The organism is Micromonospora sp. NBC_00898 (assembly GCF_045207895.1).
Taxonomy (GTDB): domain Bacteria; phylum Actinomycetota; class Actinomycetes; order Mycobacteriales; family Micromonosporaceae; genus Micromonospora.
The window spans coordinates 7,046,397-7,062,256 of sequence record NZ_CP108775.1 but is presented as its reverse complement, the minus strand read 5'-3'; the positions used below and the strand labels follow the sequence as shown (position 1 = coordinate 7,062,256).

Sequence of the window (15,860 nt, the reverse complement as noted above, 5' to 3'; positions counted from 1 at the left end):
TTAACCCAGGGGTTCGCGGACCAGCCCGCCGCCGACGAACGGCGACGGGCTGGCACGTCGGACGGTCAGGCCGACCAGCTGCGGCACAGCCGGATCCAGCGGTACCCGTGCCCGGCGAGCTTGAGCCGGTCCAGCTTGCCCACCTCGTCGTAGCCCCGGTCGGAGAGCACGTCGATCGGCAGGTCCGCCTCCGGCTGCAACGTGCTCAGGTCGACCTCGACGTCCTCGGTGCCGAGGTTGTGCAGGAAGACCACGGTGCCGGTCGGGCCGTCGGCCCGGTGGGCGAGCACCCCGGCGGGCAGCGGCACGTCGATGTGGGTGGTCGCGCCGGAGCCGACCTCCGGCGCCTCCCGCAGCGTCCGGATCATCCGCTCGAACCAGCCGAGCAGCGACCGGGGGTCCTTGCGCTGGGCGGTCACGTTGACCTTCTCGTAGCTGAACTCGCCCGTGTCGATCACCGGCCGGACCAGCTTCTCCGGCTCGGCGGTGGAGAAGCCGCCGTTGGGCTGGTACGACCACTGCATCGGGGTACGGATCGCGTCGCGCCCCTTCAGCGACAGGTCCTCGCCCATCCCGATCTCCTCGCCGTAGCGCAGCACCGGCGTGCCGCGCAGCGAGAACTGGAGGGCGTAGGCCAGCTCGATGTGCCGCCGGTCGTTGCCGAGCATCGGCGCGAGTCGACGTCGGATGCCCCGGCCGTAGAGCTGCATCTCCTCGTCCGGACCGAACTTCCCCAGCACGTCGTTGCGCTGGTCCGTGGTGAGCCGGGACAGGTCGATCTCGTCGTGGTTGCGCAGGAAGGTCGCCCACTGGCCGCCGGTCGGCAGCTTCGGCGTGTCCCGCAGCGCGTCGACGATCGTCTCCGGGTCCTCCCTGGCCAGGGCGAGCATCAACCGGCCGTTGAGCATGAAGTCGAAGAGCATGTGGATCCGGTTGCCCGACCCGCTGCCGTCACCGAAGTAGACCGGCAACTGGTCCGGCTCGACGTTCGCCTCGGCCAGCAGGACGGCGTCCCCTCGACGCCACTGCACGTGCTGGCGCAGGTCGGTGAGGAAGTCGAAGTCCTTCGGCGAGTTGGGGTTGCCCGCCTCGGTCTGCTCGATGATGAACGGCACCGCGTCCATCCGGAAGCCGGAGACCCCGAGCTGGAGCCAGAACGAGGTGATCTTCTTGATCTCCTCGCGCACCTTCGGGTTGTTGATGTTGAGATCCGGCTGGAACTTGTAGAACCGGTGGTAGAACCAGGCCTTGGCGGTCCGGTCATAGCTCCACGTCTCGTGCTGCTCGCCCGGGAAGACCATGCCCTGGCTGCGGTCGTCGGGCTCCTGGTCGGCCCAGACGTACCAGTCCCGGTACGGCGAGTCGGGCGAGGACCGGGCGGACTGGAACCACGGGTGCTCGTCCGAGGTGTGGTTGACCACGAGGTCGATGATCACCCGGATGCCCCGGTCCTGCGCCTGGTGCAGCAGCTCCGCGAAGTCGCCGAGGGTCCCGAAGCGCGGGTCCACGTTGTAGAAGTCGGTGGCGTCGTAGCCGTCGTCCTTGTTGGGCGACGGGTGAATCGGGTTGAGCCAGAGGCAGGTCACCCCCAGCCGCGCCAGGTAGTCGAGCCGGCCGATCAGGCCACGGAAGTCACCGACCCCATCGCCGTCGGAGTCCGCGTACGTGTCGACGTCGAGGCAGTAGACGACCGCCTCGGAGTACCACCTGTCACCCATGCCCGGTTAACTTCTCCGGTCGGCCGGCCCGGCAAACCCGCGGCGGCGGCCGACGGGTATGTCGCCGCCGGATCCGGCGGGGTACGGTGCCGGCATGGCTGATCATGAGGTGGCCCCGCGCGAGATGGGCTGGGACGACGGCCGGTGGCTGCACCCGCCGGTACGCGTCGACCGGACCGCCGAGGGGCACCTGCTGGTGGAGCCGGGGCCGGAGACCGACATGTGGCGGCACACCAGTTACGGCTTCGTGCACGACAACGGCCCGGCGCTGCTCGCCCCGCTGCCCGGCGGGAGCGCGGTCGAGGTGAGCTTCCTGCTCGACTACACCGCGCAGTTCGACCAGGCCGGCGTGCTGGTCCACGTGGACGAGCGGAACTGGGTCAAGACCGGGGTGGAGCTGAGCGACGGGCTGCCGCAGCTCGGCGCGGTGGTGACCCGGGAGCTGTCGGACTGGTCGCTGGCCCCGGTGCCGGAGTGGACCGGGCGGGAGGTCACCGTCCGGGTCAGCCGCTCCGGTGACGCGCTGACCGTCCGGGCGCGGGTGGACGACGAACCGTGGCGGCTGGTCCGGCTCGCCCCGCTCCCGCCGGAGGCGGCGGCCTCGGCCGGGCCGTTCTGCTGCTCGCCGAGCCGGGAAGGGCTGACCGTCCGGTTCACCGGCTGGCGGAGCGGGCCGGCCGACGCCGCGCTGCACCCGGATGACTGATGCGTTGATCAGTGGGGCGGGTCACCGGCAGGTGTGACCGGCGACGGGTCGGGTACGACTGTCCGATCCCCGGCCGGAAGGACGCCCATGGCTCTCGCCCAGAACGTCGACCCGAACCAGTTCAGCGGGCTGACCGGGTGGGTGGCGACCATCATCGACTCGCTCGGCGCGCTCGGCGTGGCCGTCCTGGTGGCGCTGGAGAGCATCATCCCGCCGATCCCGAGTGAGATCGTGCTGGCGATGGCCGGCTACCTGTCGTCGCAGGGCCGGTTCAACGTGGTGCTGATCGTGCTCGCCGCCACGGCCGGCTCGCTGGTCGGCGCGCTGGTGCTCTACTGGCTCGGCGCGGCACTCGGCGAGGAGCGACTGAAGCGCTGGCTGGACCACATCCCCCTGGTCGACCGGGACGACCTGGAGCAGGCCGACCGCTGGTTCGAGCGGCACGGCCGGTGGGCGGTGCTGATCGGCCGGGTGGTCCCGGTGGTGCGCAGCCTGGTGTCGATCCCGGCCGGGGCGAACCGGATGCCGCTGGGCGAGTTCGTCCTGCTCACCACGCTGGGCAGCGGCGTGTGGAACGCGCTGATCGTCGGGCTCGGCTTCGCCCTCGGTTCGCAGTGGCAGCAGGTGGACCGGTACAGCAGTTGGTTCAACTACGCGATCTTCGCGGTCTTCGCCGTCATGATCGTCAGCTGGGTGGCGAAGAAGATCCGGAGACGGCGCGCGCGGCGCGACCGGCAGTCGGTGACCGCCGGCCGCTGACCCCGCGTCAGACGTACGGGTGAGAAGGGTCCCCTTCCTTTCAGTACCGGGCCGTGATCGAGGCCGGCTGCGGCCGGCGCAGCACCACCTGCTCCAGCGCGGTCCACCCGGTCGTGGTGACCAGGTAGAGCACCGCCGCCAGCGGCACCACCAACGCCACCAGCACCGTGGTGTACGGCAGCAGCGGCAGCAGCCGGCCCAGCGTCGCCGCGCCCGGCCCCTCGGTGGGTGTGCCGGCGACGGTGCCGGTGGCCGCGGCCGCCCGACGGGCCCGGCGCGACGAGTACCAGGCCAGGACGAGCAGCGCCACCAGCAGCACCCCGAAGACCGCGACCACCGGCCCGGTGAGCCCGTCGCCGAGGTGCCAGCCCAGCGGCACCCCGGCCAGCCGCTCGTCGAGCAGCTCTGGCGAGCCGTCGCCGGTGGCGAAGAGGCGGTACATGACCAGGAAGAACGGCGCTTGGAGCAGCGCCGGGAGGCAGCCGGCGACCGGGCTGGCGCCGGCCCGCCGGTACAGCGCGAACAATTCGCTCTGCAGCTTGGCGGGGTCGTCGGCGTACCGGCGCTGAAGGTCGCGGACCTCGGGGGCGAGCGCCGTGCGGCGCCGCTCCCCGCGGACCTGCGCCAGGGTGAGCGGCGAGATGAGCAGGCGGACCCCGATGGTGAACAGGACGATCGCGGCGGCCGTGGCCGCGCCGCCGGTCAGCGGCTCGAGCGTGCCGGCGAGCCAGGTGACGACGGAGGCGGCGACGGACGCCGCGGCGTGCAGTGGTGCGAAGGCGAGCATGGAACCCCTCGGTCCGATTCCGGAGGTCCCGGCCGGGACGACGCGTCCCGGCGGGACGGATGACGACGGAATCGGCCGCGCGGCGGCGCAGCGCTACGCGGCCGAGGGGCGCAGACCGGGGGCGCGCGGTCGCGGCCGGCCCGCCGCGTCGGGGTCGACCTGACGGGGGACGCGACGACCACGGGCCCGGGCCCGCAGCGCGGTGGCGAGCCGGCCGGACCGGGGAGCGCCCGGCAGCGCCCGCAACCGGAGGGCGAGCAGCGCGGCCAGCAGCAGCGCGGCGGCGACCGCCGCGCCGGCGAGCAGCTCCACCGGGCGGTCGGCCAGCACGGTGAGCTGGGCGAGGGCGTACGCCCACGTCCCCGCCACCGCAATCAGCAACCCCGACACGCCGACCAGCCTAGGACCCGGTGTCACGCCCGACGGCGGCAGTCGCGGCGCCGGATCCGCTCCGGGTCGCCGGCCGGGGCAGCCGGCGGACCGGGCCGACGGGGGTCACGAGGACTCGCGGACCAGCGGGAAGGGCAACGTCTCCCGGATCGACCGGCCGGTCAACAGCATCACCAGCCGGTCCACGCCCAGGCCCAGACCGCCGGTGGGTGGCATGGCGTACTCCAGCGCGGTGAGGAAGTCCTGATCCAGCTCCATCGCCTCCGGGTCGCCGCCGGCCGCCTTGAGCGACTGCTCGGTGAGCCGGCGCCGCTGCTCCGTCGGGTCGACCAGCTCCGAGTACGCGGTGCCCAGCTCCATCCCGAACGCCACCAGGTCCCACCGCTCCGCCAGCCGCGGATCGGCCCGGTGCTGCCGGGTCAGCGGCGAGACGTCGGTCGGGAAGTCCAGGTAGAACGTCGGCGCCCCGGTCCGCGCCTCGACCAGCCGCTCGTACAGCTCCAGCAGCACCGCGCCGCGCTCCCAGCGTGGGTCGTACGGGACCTTCGCGGTGTCGCAGAGCTTGCGCACCGCGGCCAGGTCGGTGTCCGCGGTGACCTCCTCGCCGAGCGCCGCGGAGACCGCCTCGTCCACCGTACGCACCGGCCACTCACCGCCGATGTCCACGGTCTCCCCCGTCCCGGGGCGGCGGACCACCGGCGACCCGTGCACCGCCACCGCCGCGGCGACGATCAGCTCCCGGGCCAGCTCGCGCATCACGTGGTAGTCGGCGTACGCCTGGTACGCCTCCAGCACCGTGAACTCCGGGTTGTGGCTGTGGTCGACGCCCTCGTTGCGGAACGCCCGGCCCAGCTCGTACACCCGCTCCACCCCGCCCACGGCCAGCCGCTTGAGGTACAGCTCGGGGGCGATGCGCAGGCTCAGCCGCAGGTCGTACGCGTTGCTGTGGGTGACGAACGGGCGGGCGTTCGCGCCGCCGTGCACCCGTTGCAGGATCGGCGTCTCGACCTCCAGGAAGTCCCGGTCGGCCAGCGTCTGCCGCAGGCTGCGCAGGGCGGCGCCGCGGGCCCGCAGCAGTTCCCGCGCCTCCGGGTTGATGGCGAGGTCGAGGTAGCGCTGCCGGACCCGGGCCTCCGGGTCGGCCAGCCCGTGGTGCTTGTCCGGCAGCGGGCGCAGGCACTTTGCGGTCAGCCGCCAGTCGGCCACCCGCACCGACACCTCGCCGCGCTTCGTGGCGTACACCTCGCCGGTGGCGCCCACGTGGTCGCCGATGTCCACGGTGGCACGCCAGCGGTCCAGGTCGTGCTCCAGCATCAGTTGCAGGTCGCCGCTGCCGTCCCGGATCGTCGCGAAGCACAGGTGCCCGTGATCGCGGACCAGCATCACGCGGCCGGTGACCGCCACGGTCTCCCCGGTGCCGGTGTCCGGCGCCAGCCCGGCGTGCCGCTCCCGCACCGCCGCGCAGCCGTCGGTACGCGGGTAGCCCACCGGGTACGGGTCGACGCCCTCGGCGCGCAGCCGGTCCAGCTTCGCCAGGCGTACCCGGATCTGCTCCGGCAGGTGCACCGCGGCCGGCTCCGGCGGCACCGCCCGGACCGTCGCGGCGGCCGGCGGCACGTAGCCCACCCCGCCGCCGGCCGGCGGCACCCCGAGCAGCGGGGTCGGCCGCCCGCCGGGCAGGGCGACGAAGCCCTCGGCGACGGCCGCGGCGAGGCCCACCCGGGCCAGTTCCCGGCGCTCCGCGAAGCACAGGTAACGCGGCGTCCAGTGCGGCTGGTACTTGGCGTTGGACAGGTAGAGCGACTCCAGCTGCCACCAGCGGGAGAAGAAGAGCAGGGTGTGTCGCCAGAGCCGGATGATCGGGCCGGCGCCCATCCGGGCGCCCTGCTCGAAGACCGACCGGAACACCGCGAAGTTCAGCGACACCCGTTCGACGCCGAGCCGGGGCGCCGCGCCCATCAGCGCGGCGACCAGGAACTCCGTGACCCCGTTCTCGGCGGACCGGTCCCGGCGCATCAGGTCCAGCGACAGCCCGTCGGCGCCCCACGGGCTCAGCGACAGCAGCGCCCGCACCCGGCCCGCCGCGTCCCGCGCCTCGACCAGCACGCAGTCGCCGTCGGCCGGGTCGCCGAGCCGGCCCAGCGCCATCGAGAAGCCCCGCTCGTGTTCGGTGTCCCGCCAGGCGGTGGCCAGCCGGGCCAGCCCGGCGAGCTCCTCCGGCGGGATCTCCGCGTGCCGGCGCACCCGGGTCGTGTAGCCGGCCCGCTCCACCCGGTGCACCGCCTGGCGGACCGGCCGCATGTCCCGCCCGTCCAGGTCGAACTCGCGGGCCAGCAGGATCGCCTCGTCCCCCAGGTGCAACACCTTCAGCCCGTGCCGGTGGTACGCCTTGGCGCCCGCCTCGCCGGTGCCCATCACCGCCGGGGTCCAGGCATACTCCCGGGCCTGGTCGAGCCACGCCTCGATGGCCGGCCCCCACGCCTCGGGGTCCCCGACCGGATCCCCGCTGGCCAGGCTGACCCCGTTGACCACCCGGTAGGTGATCGCCGCCTTGCCGCTGGCCGAGAAGATCGCCGCCTTGTCCCGGCGGGTGGCGAAGTAGCCGAGCGAGTCCCGCCCGCCGTGCCGGGCGAGCAGCTCCCGGATCCGTTCCTCCTCGTCCGGACGCAGCACGGCGGCGGCCCGCTGCGACCGGAGCAGGGTGAACAGGCCGGCGACGAACGCGATCGCGCCGAAGCCGCCGAGCAGCAGGTTGACCCAGCCGGGCGCCTGCCCCTGCCGGGTGACGTCCAGGGTGATCGCGCCGCCGAACACCTTCTCGATGGCGTAGCCGAGCCGGTCCAGCCAGGTCCGCAGGCTGCCCGGCTCGACCAGGAGCAGCAGGTAGCCCAGCCCGACCGCGACCGCCGCCAGCCCGAAGAAGACCCCCAGGGCCTGCCAGGTGCTGCCGCTGCGCACCCGGGCGTAGAACTCCCGCCGGGCGGCCAGCAGCAGGGCCAGCGCCCCGGCGGCGAAGGCGATACCGACCCACACCCCGACCGTCTCCAGCGAGTTGAACAGCCGCTCGCCGGCGTCGTCGGTGAGGTCGTTGCTGCCGACCGTCAGCAGCAGCACCCCGGCCAGCACACCGACGGCCAGGCTGAGGGTGAAGTAGACGACCAGCACCCAGTACGCCAGCCGCTTGCGGCGCAGCACCGCCGAGGCGAGGGTCCCGATGAAGACCGCGTACGCCAGGTTGGCCGGCGCGGGCAGCAGCAGGGCGTCGATCGCGGTGCGGACCGGCTGGATGTCGGAACGGACGGCGCTGCTCAGCGCGGCCAGCGCGCAGACCACCGCGATCACCCAGAGCAGCGTCGCGAAGGCCCGGGGCACCTGGCGGCGCCAGTCCCGGTCGGCGCGCCGGGCGTCGGCCGCCATCCGCGACGCGGTGCTCGGGGTCAACGTGGCCTCCCTCGCTCCCGGCGACGACGCCGAGCCGTCGGCCGGCCCATCGTAATCACGCGGTCCGCCCCCGGCGTCGCGGAAGCACCCGCACCGGCGCGCGCAGTCTCCCGGAACGAGTGCCCATTCCGGCGGCGACAGCCACTCTTTCCCGGAAAGCGGGCCGCTGCGGGGCCCGGCGGCGGCGCCTCGGGCGCGCGGCGGCGCTCCGGGTCGCGCGGCGGGAGGCGACACGCCCGGTGGCGTTTCCGTGCGCCGACACGGTGGGTAATGGGCCGTCGACGACGCGGCACGGCGCCGCCGCCGGCACGGAACGGACGGTGATGGGAAATGAGCGGGTCAGTGGCGGAGCGGGAACGGGACGCCGCACCGGGCGGCACCGACCTGTTCACCGTCGGCGTCGAGGAGGAGTTCCTGCTCGTCGACCCGCACACCGGCGCCGCCGTACCGGCCGTCGACCTGGTCATGGAACAGGTGCCGGCCGAGCTGCGCGGCCAGGTCGAGCGGGAGTTCCAGACCAGCCAGATCGAGATCGGCAGCCCGCCCGGGCTGGAACTCTCCTCCATCCGGCACTCGCTGGGGGTGCTGCGCGCCGCGCTGGTCGACGCCGCCGAGCGGGCCGGCGTACGGGTGCTGGCCATCGGCACCGGCCCGGTGGACGGCCCGGTGCCGCCGGTCGTCGACAAGCCCCGCTTCGACCGGATGATCGAGCGGTTCCGGCTGCTCGTGCCGGGCCCCGGCAACAACGGCATGCACGTGCACGTCGGCATCCCCGACCCGGACACCGGCGTGCAGGTGCTCAACCACGTCCGCCCCTGGCTGCCGATCCTGCACGCGGTGACCGCCAACTCCCCGTTCGCCAAGGGCGAGGACACCGGCTACGCGAGCTGGCGGTCGGTGGAGTGGGAACGCTGGCCGTCGGTGGCGCCCACTCCCTTCCTCGAGTCCCACGAGCACTACCAGCGGCTGATCCGGCAGCTCATCGCCAGCGGGGTGATGCTCGACGAGGGGATGCTCTACTGGTACGCCCGGCTGTCGGCGAAGTATCCGACGGTGGAGATCCGGATCGGCGACGTCTGCCCCTCGGTGGACGACACGGTGCTGGTCGCCGCGCTGGTCCGGGCCCTGGTGGCGACCGCCATGACGGACATCGCCGCCGGCCGCCCGCCGATCCGCACCGACCACCACCTGCTCGTCGCCGCGCACTGGCGGGCCGCCCACGACGGCCTGGAGGGCGAGGGCGTGGACCTGACCGACGGCGAGCTGCGGCCGACCTGGGAGCTGCTGGAGGAGCTGGTCGACCGGGTGCGTCCCGAACTGGACCGGCACGGCGACCTCGACCAGGTGACCGACCTGCTGGGCGGGCTGCGCCGGCACGGCAGCGGAGCCGCCCGGCAGCGCGCTGTCTTCGCCCGTACCGGCCGACTGGTCGACGTGGTCGAGGACGTGGCCCGGCAGACCCGTGGCTGACCGGCGCGGCCCGGGCCAGGGCGTGCGGGGCGGCCCCACGGGCGATCGCCACGTGACAGGATGGTTCTCGTGGCGGAACGGCTGATCGTCGTCGGCGGGGACGCGGCCGGGATGGCCGCCGCATCCCAGGCCCGGCGGCGCCGCGACCGCGACGACCTGTCCATCGTCGCCTTCGAGCAGGGGCACTTCACCTCCTACTCCGCCTGTGGCATCCCCTACTGGATCAGCGGGGTGGTGCCCGACCGGGACCAGCTCATCGCCCGCGACCCGGGCACCTTCCGGGAGTCCTTCGACATCGACGTCCGGCTTTGCCACGAGGTTACCGGCATCGACCTGGACCGGCGCGAGGTGGTCGCCCGGGACCTGGCGGGCGGCGGGGAGGTCCGCGAGGGCTTCGACACCCTGATGTACGCCACCGGCGCGGTCCCGGTGAAGCCCGCGTGGGCGCGCACCGACGCCGCCGGGGTGTTCGGCGTGCAGACCCTCGACGACGGGGCGGCGCTGCTCGACTGGCTGGAACAAGAGCCCCGGCCCCGGCGGGCGGTGGTGATCGGCGGCGGCTACATCGGCGTCGAGATGGCCGAGGCGCTGATCCAGCGGGGGCTCACCGTCGACCTGGTCGAGCAGAGCGACCAGCCGATGTCCACCGTGGACGGCGACATGGGCGAGCTGGTCGCCGACTCGATGCGCGAGGTCGGCATCCACATCCGTACCGGGCTGACGGTGACCGGGCTGGAGGAGCGGGACGGCCGGGTCACCGCCGTGGTCACCGCCGAGGGGCCGATGCCGGCCGACGTCGTGGTGCTCGGCCTGGGCGTACGCCCCAACACCGCGCTCGCGGAGGCCGCCGGCCTGCCGGTCGGGCCGAGCGGCGGGGTCCGCACGGACCGGCGGATGCGGGTGCCGGGGGTGCCCGGCGTCTGGGCCGCCGGGGACTGCGTGGAGACCCTGCACCGGGTCAGCGGGCTGCCGGTGCACATCCCGCTCGGCACCCACGCCAACAAGCAGGGCCGGGTGGCCGGCATCAACATCGGCGGCGGGTACGCCACCTTCCCCGGGGTGATCGGCACGGCGGTGACCAAGGTCTGCGACCTTGAGGTGGGACGCACCGGCCTGCGGGAGCGGGACGCCGTCGCGGCGGGCTTCGAGTTCGTCTCGGTGGTGGCCGAGTCGACGAACCGGGCCGGCTACTACCCGGGCGCCCGGAAGATGACCGTCAAGCTGATCGCCGAGCGGCCCAGCGGCCGGCTCCTCGGGGCGCAGATCGTCGGCTGGTCCGAGGCGGCCAAACGGATCGACACCCTGGCCGTGGCGCTCTGGAACGGCATGACGGTGGACGACATGACGGCGTTGGACCTGGGGTACGCCCCGCCGTACGCACCGGTCTGGGACCCGGTGCTGATCGCGGCCCGCAAGGCCGTCGACGCCCTCGCCGGCGCCGGCCGCTAGAGCGCCGTCTTCCTTCGGGCGCGGCTGTCCCGCTCCGGGTGAAACCGGTTGTGCGCGGCGGCCCGGTGACGTCCAGGATGGTCGAATGGCCGTGGAACTCGAGATCCCCGAGGGGTTGCGCTGGACCGAGCGGGTGCCGGCCGGCCGGGAGTGGCTGGCGACGCTGCCGGACCGGCTGGCCGGGTGCGTCGAGCGCTGGGAGCTGCGGGTCGGGCCGCCCTTCCCGTACGCCTTCGCCTCGCTGGCGATGCCGGCGGAACTGCCGGACGGCACCCCCGCGGTGCTGAAGTTGCAGTACCCGGACGACGACAGCGTGCACGAGGCGACCGCGCTGGCGCACTGGGCCGGTCGGGGCGTGATCCGGCTGCTGGCCCATGACGCGGAGCGTCGGGCGCTGCTGGTCGAGCAGTGCGTGCCCGGCACCCCGCTGCACCAGCTCCCGCCCGACCGGGCGCTCGACGCGGTGGTGGAGCTGCTGCCCCGGCTCCAGGTGCCGGCCGGCCCGCCGTTCACCCCGCTCGCCGAGGAGGCCGCCGGCTGGGCCGAACGGATGCCGGTCAACTGGGAGCGGGCCAACCGGCCGTACGAGCGGCGGCTGCTCGACGCCGCGCTCGGGCTGCTCGCCGACCTGGTGCCGAGCCAGGGCGAGCAGGTGCTGGTCAACCAGGACCTGCACGCCGGCAACGTGCTGCGGGCCAGCCGGGAGCCGTGGCTGGTGATCGACCCGAAGCCGTTGGTCGGCGAGCGGGAGTTCGCGCCGATGCCGATGGTGCGCGGCGCAGAGCTGGGCCGCTCCCCGACTGCGGTGCGCCACCGGCTGGACCGGCTCAGCGCCGAGCTGGGGCTCGACCGGGAGCGGGTCCGCGGCTGGGCAATCGTGCACACCCTGGCCTGGAGCATCGGCGAGGGCGAGGTCTTCCCCAACCAGGTCGAGGTGGTCCGCTGGCTGCTCGGCGACGAGTGAGCGCCGCGGCCGGACCGGGCGTGGGTCAGCGGGCCTGGCAGGTGGCGCACCAGTAGAGGTTGCGGCCGGCCAGCCCGCCCCGGCTGACCTCGGTGCCGCAGACGTGGCAGGGTGCGCCGGGGCGGCGGTAGACGTACACCTCGCCGCCGTGCCGGTCGACGCGGGCGGCACGGCCCATCGCCTCGGGCAGGTGGGCGTCGCGCACGGTGTCGATCCGGCCCCGCTCGACGGCGAGGGTCATCAGCGCGACCAGGTCGGCCCAGAGTTCCCGCCAGCCGGCCGGGGTCAGCTCCCGGCCGGGCAGGGTCGGCGGCAGCCCGGCCCGGAACAGCGCCTCGGTCACGAAGATCAGCCCGGTGCCGGCCACCACCGACTGGTCGAGCAGCAGCGCCGCGAGGGGCGTCGGGCTGCGGGAGATCCGGGCGTACGCCCGGTCCGGGTCGGCGTCGGTGCGCAGCGGGTCCGGGCCGAGCCGGTCGCGCAGCGCCGCCACCTCGGGCGGAGTGAGCAGCTCGCAGGCGGTCGGGCCGCGCAGGTCGAGCCAGTGCCGGTCGCTGGTCAGCCGCAGCCGCACCTGGCCGACCGGGGGCGGCGGCTCGCCGGAGCCGTCGGCGAACTTGCCGTACAGCCCGAGGTGGACGTGCAGGGTCAGCTCCCCGGCGTAGTGGTGCAGCAGGTGCTTGCCGTACGCCTCGGTGCCGTCCAGGACGGTGCCGGTGAGCCGGGTGGCGCCCTCGGCGAAGCGGCCCTGCGGGCTGATGAGATGCACCTTGTCGCTGGCGAAGAGCTCGGCGTGCCGGGCCGCCAGGCGGTGGATGGTGTGTCCCTCTGGCACGACGGCAACGGTAGCCCGGCCCCGGCCCGCCCGCCGAGGGCCGGCCGGCGGGCCCCGCGATCGGTCGATGGGTGTCGGCGGCTCGGCGACTGGGTACCTCCTGTTCGTCACGCGTGGCTGCCACTGCGCTTCCGCGGCCTCCACGCCCTTGACCAGGAGGTGTGAAGTGAAGATCTTGTCGCGCCGGAACGGACCGGCGCAGAGCGGGGACGTGAACGGCGACGGGCGCGTCGACGAGCGGGACCGGACCGCGACGACGGACCCGGTGGACGGCACGGCGGCGCGCCCGGTGGTCACCGACCGGGACGACGACGGGGCGACGTACCGGAGCAGCAGTACCGCCGCCGACGGCGACCGCACGTCCGACGCGGAGCGCCGGGCGGCGGACCGGGCCGGGACCGCGCGCGCCGCCACCGCCGCGCCAGCGGCGCGGGACACCCTGCACGGCACCGACCCGGACCCGACCCTGGAGCGCACGGTCGACCTGGACCGGAACCGCACCGCGGAACGGCCGGTCGACCCGGACCGCACGGTGGTGCGGCCGGTGCCGACCGACCGGGAGCGCGCGGACCTCGACGCCCCTACCGCGCCGGTGGCCGTGGGCCCGAGGCCGCGGGCGAGCCTGCTGGCCACGCTCGGCCTGATCGTCTCCGTGGTGGGCGCGCTCTTCGTGCTGACCGGCACCCTGGCCGGGTACGGCGTCGGGCTCGGCGCGGTCGGCGCGGTCCTCGCGGTGCTGGGCCTGATCGCCACCCGCCGCCGGCACGTCGCCGGCAAGCTGGACGCGCTGATCGGCATCACCGTCGGCCTGGCCGCCGTGGTGCTCGGCGTCGTGGCGCTGACCGGCCGGTTCGACTGGCCGACCACCGACGGCGACTGGGTCGGCCGGTTCCGGGAGTGGCTTGACTCACAGTTTGCCGGCCTGTTCTGACGGGCACCTTCCGGCTCGCCGGCGGCGCGCCGGCACGCCCGACCAGCTCTGGTGGTTCACCAGCCGGGCACATCCTCTTTCGGGGGCGGCGATTCGCCGCCCCCGAAGTGTTTCCCCAATCGGTCAGGCATCCCGGTGCTGGTCCTCGCCTAGGCGGGCTGAGCGCACGGACGCAACGATCCGCCGCCGGGAGTCGCCCAGGCGCAACGTTTCGACGTCCAACGCAACTTCCGGCGGTGGATGTCGTGGGCCCGGGCCGCATACCGTTGACCAACGGCGCCAGCCCGTGGGCCACGGTGGCCGGGCGCGCCCGACCGCTGGGAGCAGGACAATGACGATGGACGCCACCAGGCAGCGTTTTCTGATGTGCCGGCCGACGTACTTCGCCGTCGACTACGCGATCAATCCGTGGATGGACCCGACCGCCCCGGTCGACGCCGACCTGGCGATCCGCCAGTGGGAGCGGCTCCGGCAGACGTACCTGGACCTGGGCCACTCCGTCGAGCTGGTCGATCCGGTCGCCGGCCTGCCGGACATGGTCTTCGCCGCCAACGGCGGCACGGTGATCGACGGCAAGGCGATGGCGGTGCAGTTCCGCGACCCGCAGCGCGCCGACGAGGCACCCGCCTACCGCGCCTGGTTCGAGGCCGCCGGCTTCGAGATGTACGACCCGAAGCACGTCAACGAGGGTGAGGGCGACGTCCTGCTGGTCGGCGACCACCTGCTCGCCGGCACCGGCTTCCGCACCGCGCACGCCTCGCACGCGCAGTTGCAGGAGGTCTTCGGCTACCCGGTGGTCACCATGCAGCTGGTGGACCCGCGCTTCTACCACCTGGACACCGCGCTGACCGTGCTGGACGAGCGGACCGTGGCGTACCTGCCGGAAGCGTTCTCGCCCGGCAGCCAGGCGGTGCTGCGCCGGCTCTTCCCCGACGCGATCCACGCCACCATGGCCGACGCCGAGGTGCTGGGGCTGAATGCGGTCAGCGACGGGAAGCACGTGGTGCTGCCCGCGCAGGCCACCGACCTGGCCGCGAAGCTGCGCGACCGGGGCTACGAGACCATCGGGATCGACCTGTCCGAGCTGCGCAAGGCCGGCGGCGGACCGAAGTGCTGCACGCTGCGACTCCGTCAGGGAAAGGCAAGCAAGTGATCGAGGACATGCTGCGGACGCCGGGGGCGGTCCGCGACGCGGAGCGCTGGACGGCGCACAACTACCACCCGCTGCCGGTCGTGGTCTCCTCCGCCGAGGGGGCCTGGCTGACCGACGTGGACGGCCGGCGTTACCTGGACTGCCTCGCCGGCTACTCCGCGCTGAACTTCGGCCACCGGCACCCGAAGCTGATCGAGGCGGCGCACGCGCAGCTCGACCGGCTCACCCTGACCAGCCGGGCGTTCATCCACGACCAGTTCGCCGACTTCTGCAAGGAGCTGGCCGAGCTGTGCGGCAAGGACCTGGTCCTGCCGATGAACACCGGCGCCGAGGCGGTGGAGACCGGCATCAAGGTCGCCCGCAAGTGGGGCTACCAGGTCAAGGGGGTCACCCCGGGCCAGGCGAACATCGTGGTGGCCGAGGGCAACTTCCACGGCCGGACGACCACCATCGTCAGCTTCTCCACCGACGAGGACGCCCGCGCCGACTTCGGGCCGTACACGCCGGGCTTCACCGTCGTCCCCTACGGCGACCTGGACGCGCTGGCCGCCGCGATCGACGAGAACACCGTCGCCGTGCTGCTCGAGCCGATCCAGGGCGAGCAGGGCGTCGTGGTGCCGCCGGAGGGCTACCTGCCGGGCGTGCGCCAGGTCTGCACCGAGCAGAACGTGCTCTTCATCGCCGACGAGATCCAGTCCGGCCTGGGCCGGACCGGCGCCACCTTCGCCTGCGAGCACGAGGGCGTCGTGCCGGACATGTACCTGCTGGGCAAGGCGCTCGGCGGCGGCATCGTGCCGGTCTCCGCGGTGGCCGCGAACGCCGACGTGCTCGGGGTGCTGAAGCCGGGCCAGCACGGCTCGACCTTCGGCGGCAACCCGCTGGCCTGCGCGGTCGCCACCGAGGTGGTCCGGCTGCTGGCCACCGGCGAGTTCCAGCGGCGCTCGGCCGAGCTGGGCGAGCGGCTGCAGGCCGGCCTGCGGGCGCTGGTCGGCAAGGGCCTGGTCGCCGTCCGGGGCCGCGGCCTCTGGGCCGGCCTGGACATCGATCCGGCGCTGATGACCGGCCGGCAGGCCTGCGAGCGGCTGATGGAGCGGGGCGTCCTGGCCAAGGACACCCATGGCTCGACCATCCGGCTCGCCCCGCCGCTGGTGATCACCGAAGCGGAGATCGACCACGCGGTGGCGCAGCTCGCCGCCGTCCTCGCCGGCTGACCTCGCGTACGCGAAAGGGCGCCGGGACCAGCACGGTCCCGGCGCC

The 15,860-nt window shown here is 73.9% G+C and carries 13 protein-coding genes; 8 read left to right on the top strand and 5 right to left on the bottom strand.

All coding sequences use genetic code 11. The annotated features are described in order from the left end of the window. Nucleotides 1–65: 65 nt before the first annotated feature. Nucleotides 66–1,718: an alpha-amylase family protein gene (locus OG799_RS34360; protein ID WP_406041324.1), complete on the bottom strand. Its 1,653-nt coding sequence runs from the start codon at nucleotides 1,716–1,718 to the stop codon at nucleotides 66–68. Between the two features lie 94 nt (nucleotides 1,719–1,812). Between OG799_RS34360 and OG799_RS34355 the strand changes: the two genes are divergently transcribed. Beyond that, nucleotides 1,813–2,424: a DUF1349 domain-containing protein gene (locus OG799_RS34355; protein ID WP_406041322.1), complete on the top strand. Its 612-nt coding sequence runs from the start codon at nucleotides 1,813–1,815 to the stop codon at nucleotides 2,422–2,424. 87 nt (nucleotides 2,425–2,511) lie between these two features. After that, nucleotides 2,512–3,183, top strand: a complete 672-nt coding sequence (locus OG799_RS34350) for a DedA family protein (protein ID WP_406041320.1) — start codon at nucleotides 2,512–2,514, stop codon at nucleotides 3,181–3,183. A gap of 40 nt (nucleotides 3,184–3,223) precedes the next feature. Here the strand turns inward: OG799_RS34350 and OG799_RS34345 are convergent, their stop codons facing one another. From OG799_RS34345 to lysX, 3 genes are all read right to left on the bottom strand, one after another. Next, the gene (locus tag OG799_RS34345; RefSeq protein ID WP_406041318.1) at nucleotides 3,224–3,970 is read right to left on the bottom strand and encodes a YidC/Oxa1 family membrane protein insertase; all 747 of its coding nucleotides are present in this window, start codon (nucleotides 3,968–3,970) and stop codon (nucleotides 3,224–3,226) included. 93 nt (nucleotides 3,971–4,063) lie between these two features. Next, entirely contained in the window at nucleotides 4,064–4,360 is a 297-nt protein-coding gene (locus tag OG799_RS34340; RefSeq protein ID WP_406041316.1) for a DUF6412 domain-containing protein, read from the bottom strand. 105 nt (nucleotides 4,361–4,465) lie between these two features. Then, nucleotides 4,466–7,801 (bottom strand): bifunctional lysylphosphatidylglycerol synthetase/lysine--tRNA ligase LysX, encoded by a 3,336-nt coding sequence (lysX, locus tag OG799_RS34335; protein WP_406041314.1) that lies wholly within the window; start codon nucleotides 7,799–7,801, stop codon nucleotides 4,466–4,468. Nucleotides 7,802–8,131: 330 nt separating this feature from the next. On the opposite strand from lysX, the gene OG799_RS34330 reads away from it, so the two are divergent. From OG799_RS34330 to OG799_RS34320, 3 genes are all read left to right on the top strand, one after another. Continuing rightward, nucleotides 8,132–9,271, top strand: coding sequence for a glutamate--cysteine ligase (locus tag OG799_RS34330; RefSeq protein WP_406041312.1), 1,140 nt, complete (start codon nucleotides 8,132–8,134; stop codon nucleotides 9,269–9,271). A gap of 69 nt (nucleotides 9,272–9,340) precedes the next feature. After that, on the top strand, nucleotides 9,341–10,720 hold the full coding sequence (locus OG799_RS34325) for an FAD-dependent oxidoreductase (protein ID WP_406041310.1): 1,380 nt from the start codon (nucleotides 9,341–9,343) through the stop codon (nucleotides 10,718–10,720). 91 nt (nucleotides 10,721–10,811) lie between these two features. After that, entirely contained in the window at nucleotides 10,812–11,684 is an 873-nt protein-coding gene (locus OG799_RS34320; protein WP_406046488.1) for an aminoglycoside phosphotransferase family protein, read from the top strand. 25 nt (nucleotides 11,685–11,709) lie between these two features. Here the strand turns inward: OG799_RS34320 and OG799_RS34315 are convergent, their stop codons facing one another. Next, nucleotides 11,710–12,519, bottom strand: a complete 810-nt coding sequence (locus tag OG799_RS34315; RefSeq protein ID WP_406041308.1) for an Fpg/Nei family DNA glycosylase — start codon at nucleotides 12,517–12,519, stop codon at nucleotides 11,710–11,712. Nucleotides 12,520–12,685: 166 nt separating this feature from the next. Between OG799_RS34315 and OG799_RS34310 the strand changes: the two genes are divergently transcribed. From OG799_RS34310 to rocD, 3 genes are all read left to right on the top strand, one after another. After that, complete coding sequence (locus OG799_RS34310; protein WP_406041306.1) at nucleotides 12,686–13,450, top strand: thrombospondin; 765 nt, start codon at nucleotides 12,686–12,688, stop codon at nucleotides 13,448–13,450. 337 nt (nucleotides 13,451–13,787) lie between these two features. Next, nucleotides 13,788–14,603, top strand: coding sequence for a dimethylargininase (gene ddaH / locus OG799_RS34305; protein ID WP_406041304.1), 816 nt, complete (start codon nucleotides 13,788–13,790; stop codon nucleotides 14,601–14,603). Beyond that, the gene (gene rocD, locus OG799_RS34300) at nucleotides 14,600–15,814 is read left to right on the top strand and encodes an ornithine--oxo-acid transaminase (protein ID WP_406041302.1); all 1,215 of its coding nucleotides are present in this window, start codon (nucleotides 14,600–14,602) and stop codon (nucleotides 15,812–15,814) included. Before ddaH ends, rocD begins: the two co-directional genes overlap by 4 nt. Nucleotides 15,815–15,860: the final 46 nt, after the last annotated feature.

What these genes read in the sequence shown, in the direction of transcription:
- OG799_RS34360 (WP_406041324.1), bottom strand. Translation starts at nt 1,718, where the DNA reads ATGGGTGACAGGTGGTACTCCGAGGCGGTCGTCTACTGCCTCGACGTC.
- OG799_RS34355 (WP_406041322.1), top strand. Translation starts at nt 1,813, where the DNA reads ATGGCTGATCATGAGGTGGCCCCGCGCGAGATGGGCTGGGACGACGGC.
- OG799_RS34350 (WP_406041320.1), top strand. Translation starts at nt 2,512, where the DNA reads ATGGCTCTCGCCCAGAACGTCGACCCGAACCAGTTCAGCGGGCTGACC.
- OG799_RS34345 (WP_406041318.1), bottom strand. Translation starts at nt 3,970, where the DNA reads ATGCTCGCCTTCGCACCACTGCACGCCGCGGCGTCCGTCGCCGCCTCC.
- OG799_RS34330 (WP_406041312.1), top strand. Translation starts at nt 8,132, where the DNA reads ATGAGCGGGTCAGTGGCGGAGCGGGAACGGGACGCCGCACCGGGCGGC.
- ddaH (WP_406041304.1), top strand. Translation starts at nt 13,788, where the DNA reads ATGGACGCCACCAGGCAGCGTTTTCTGATGTGCCGGCCGACGTACTTC.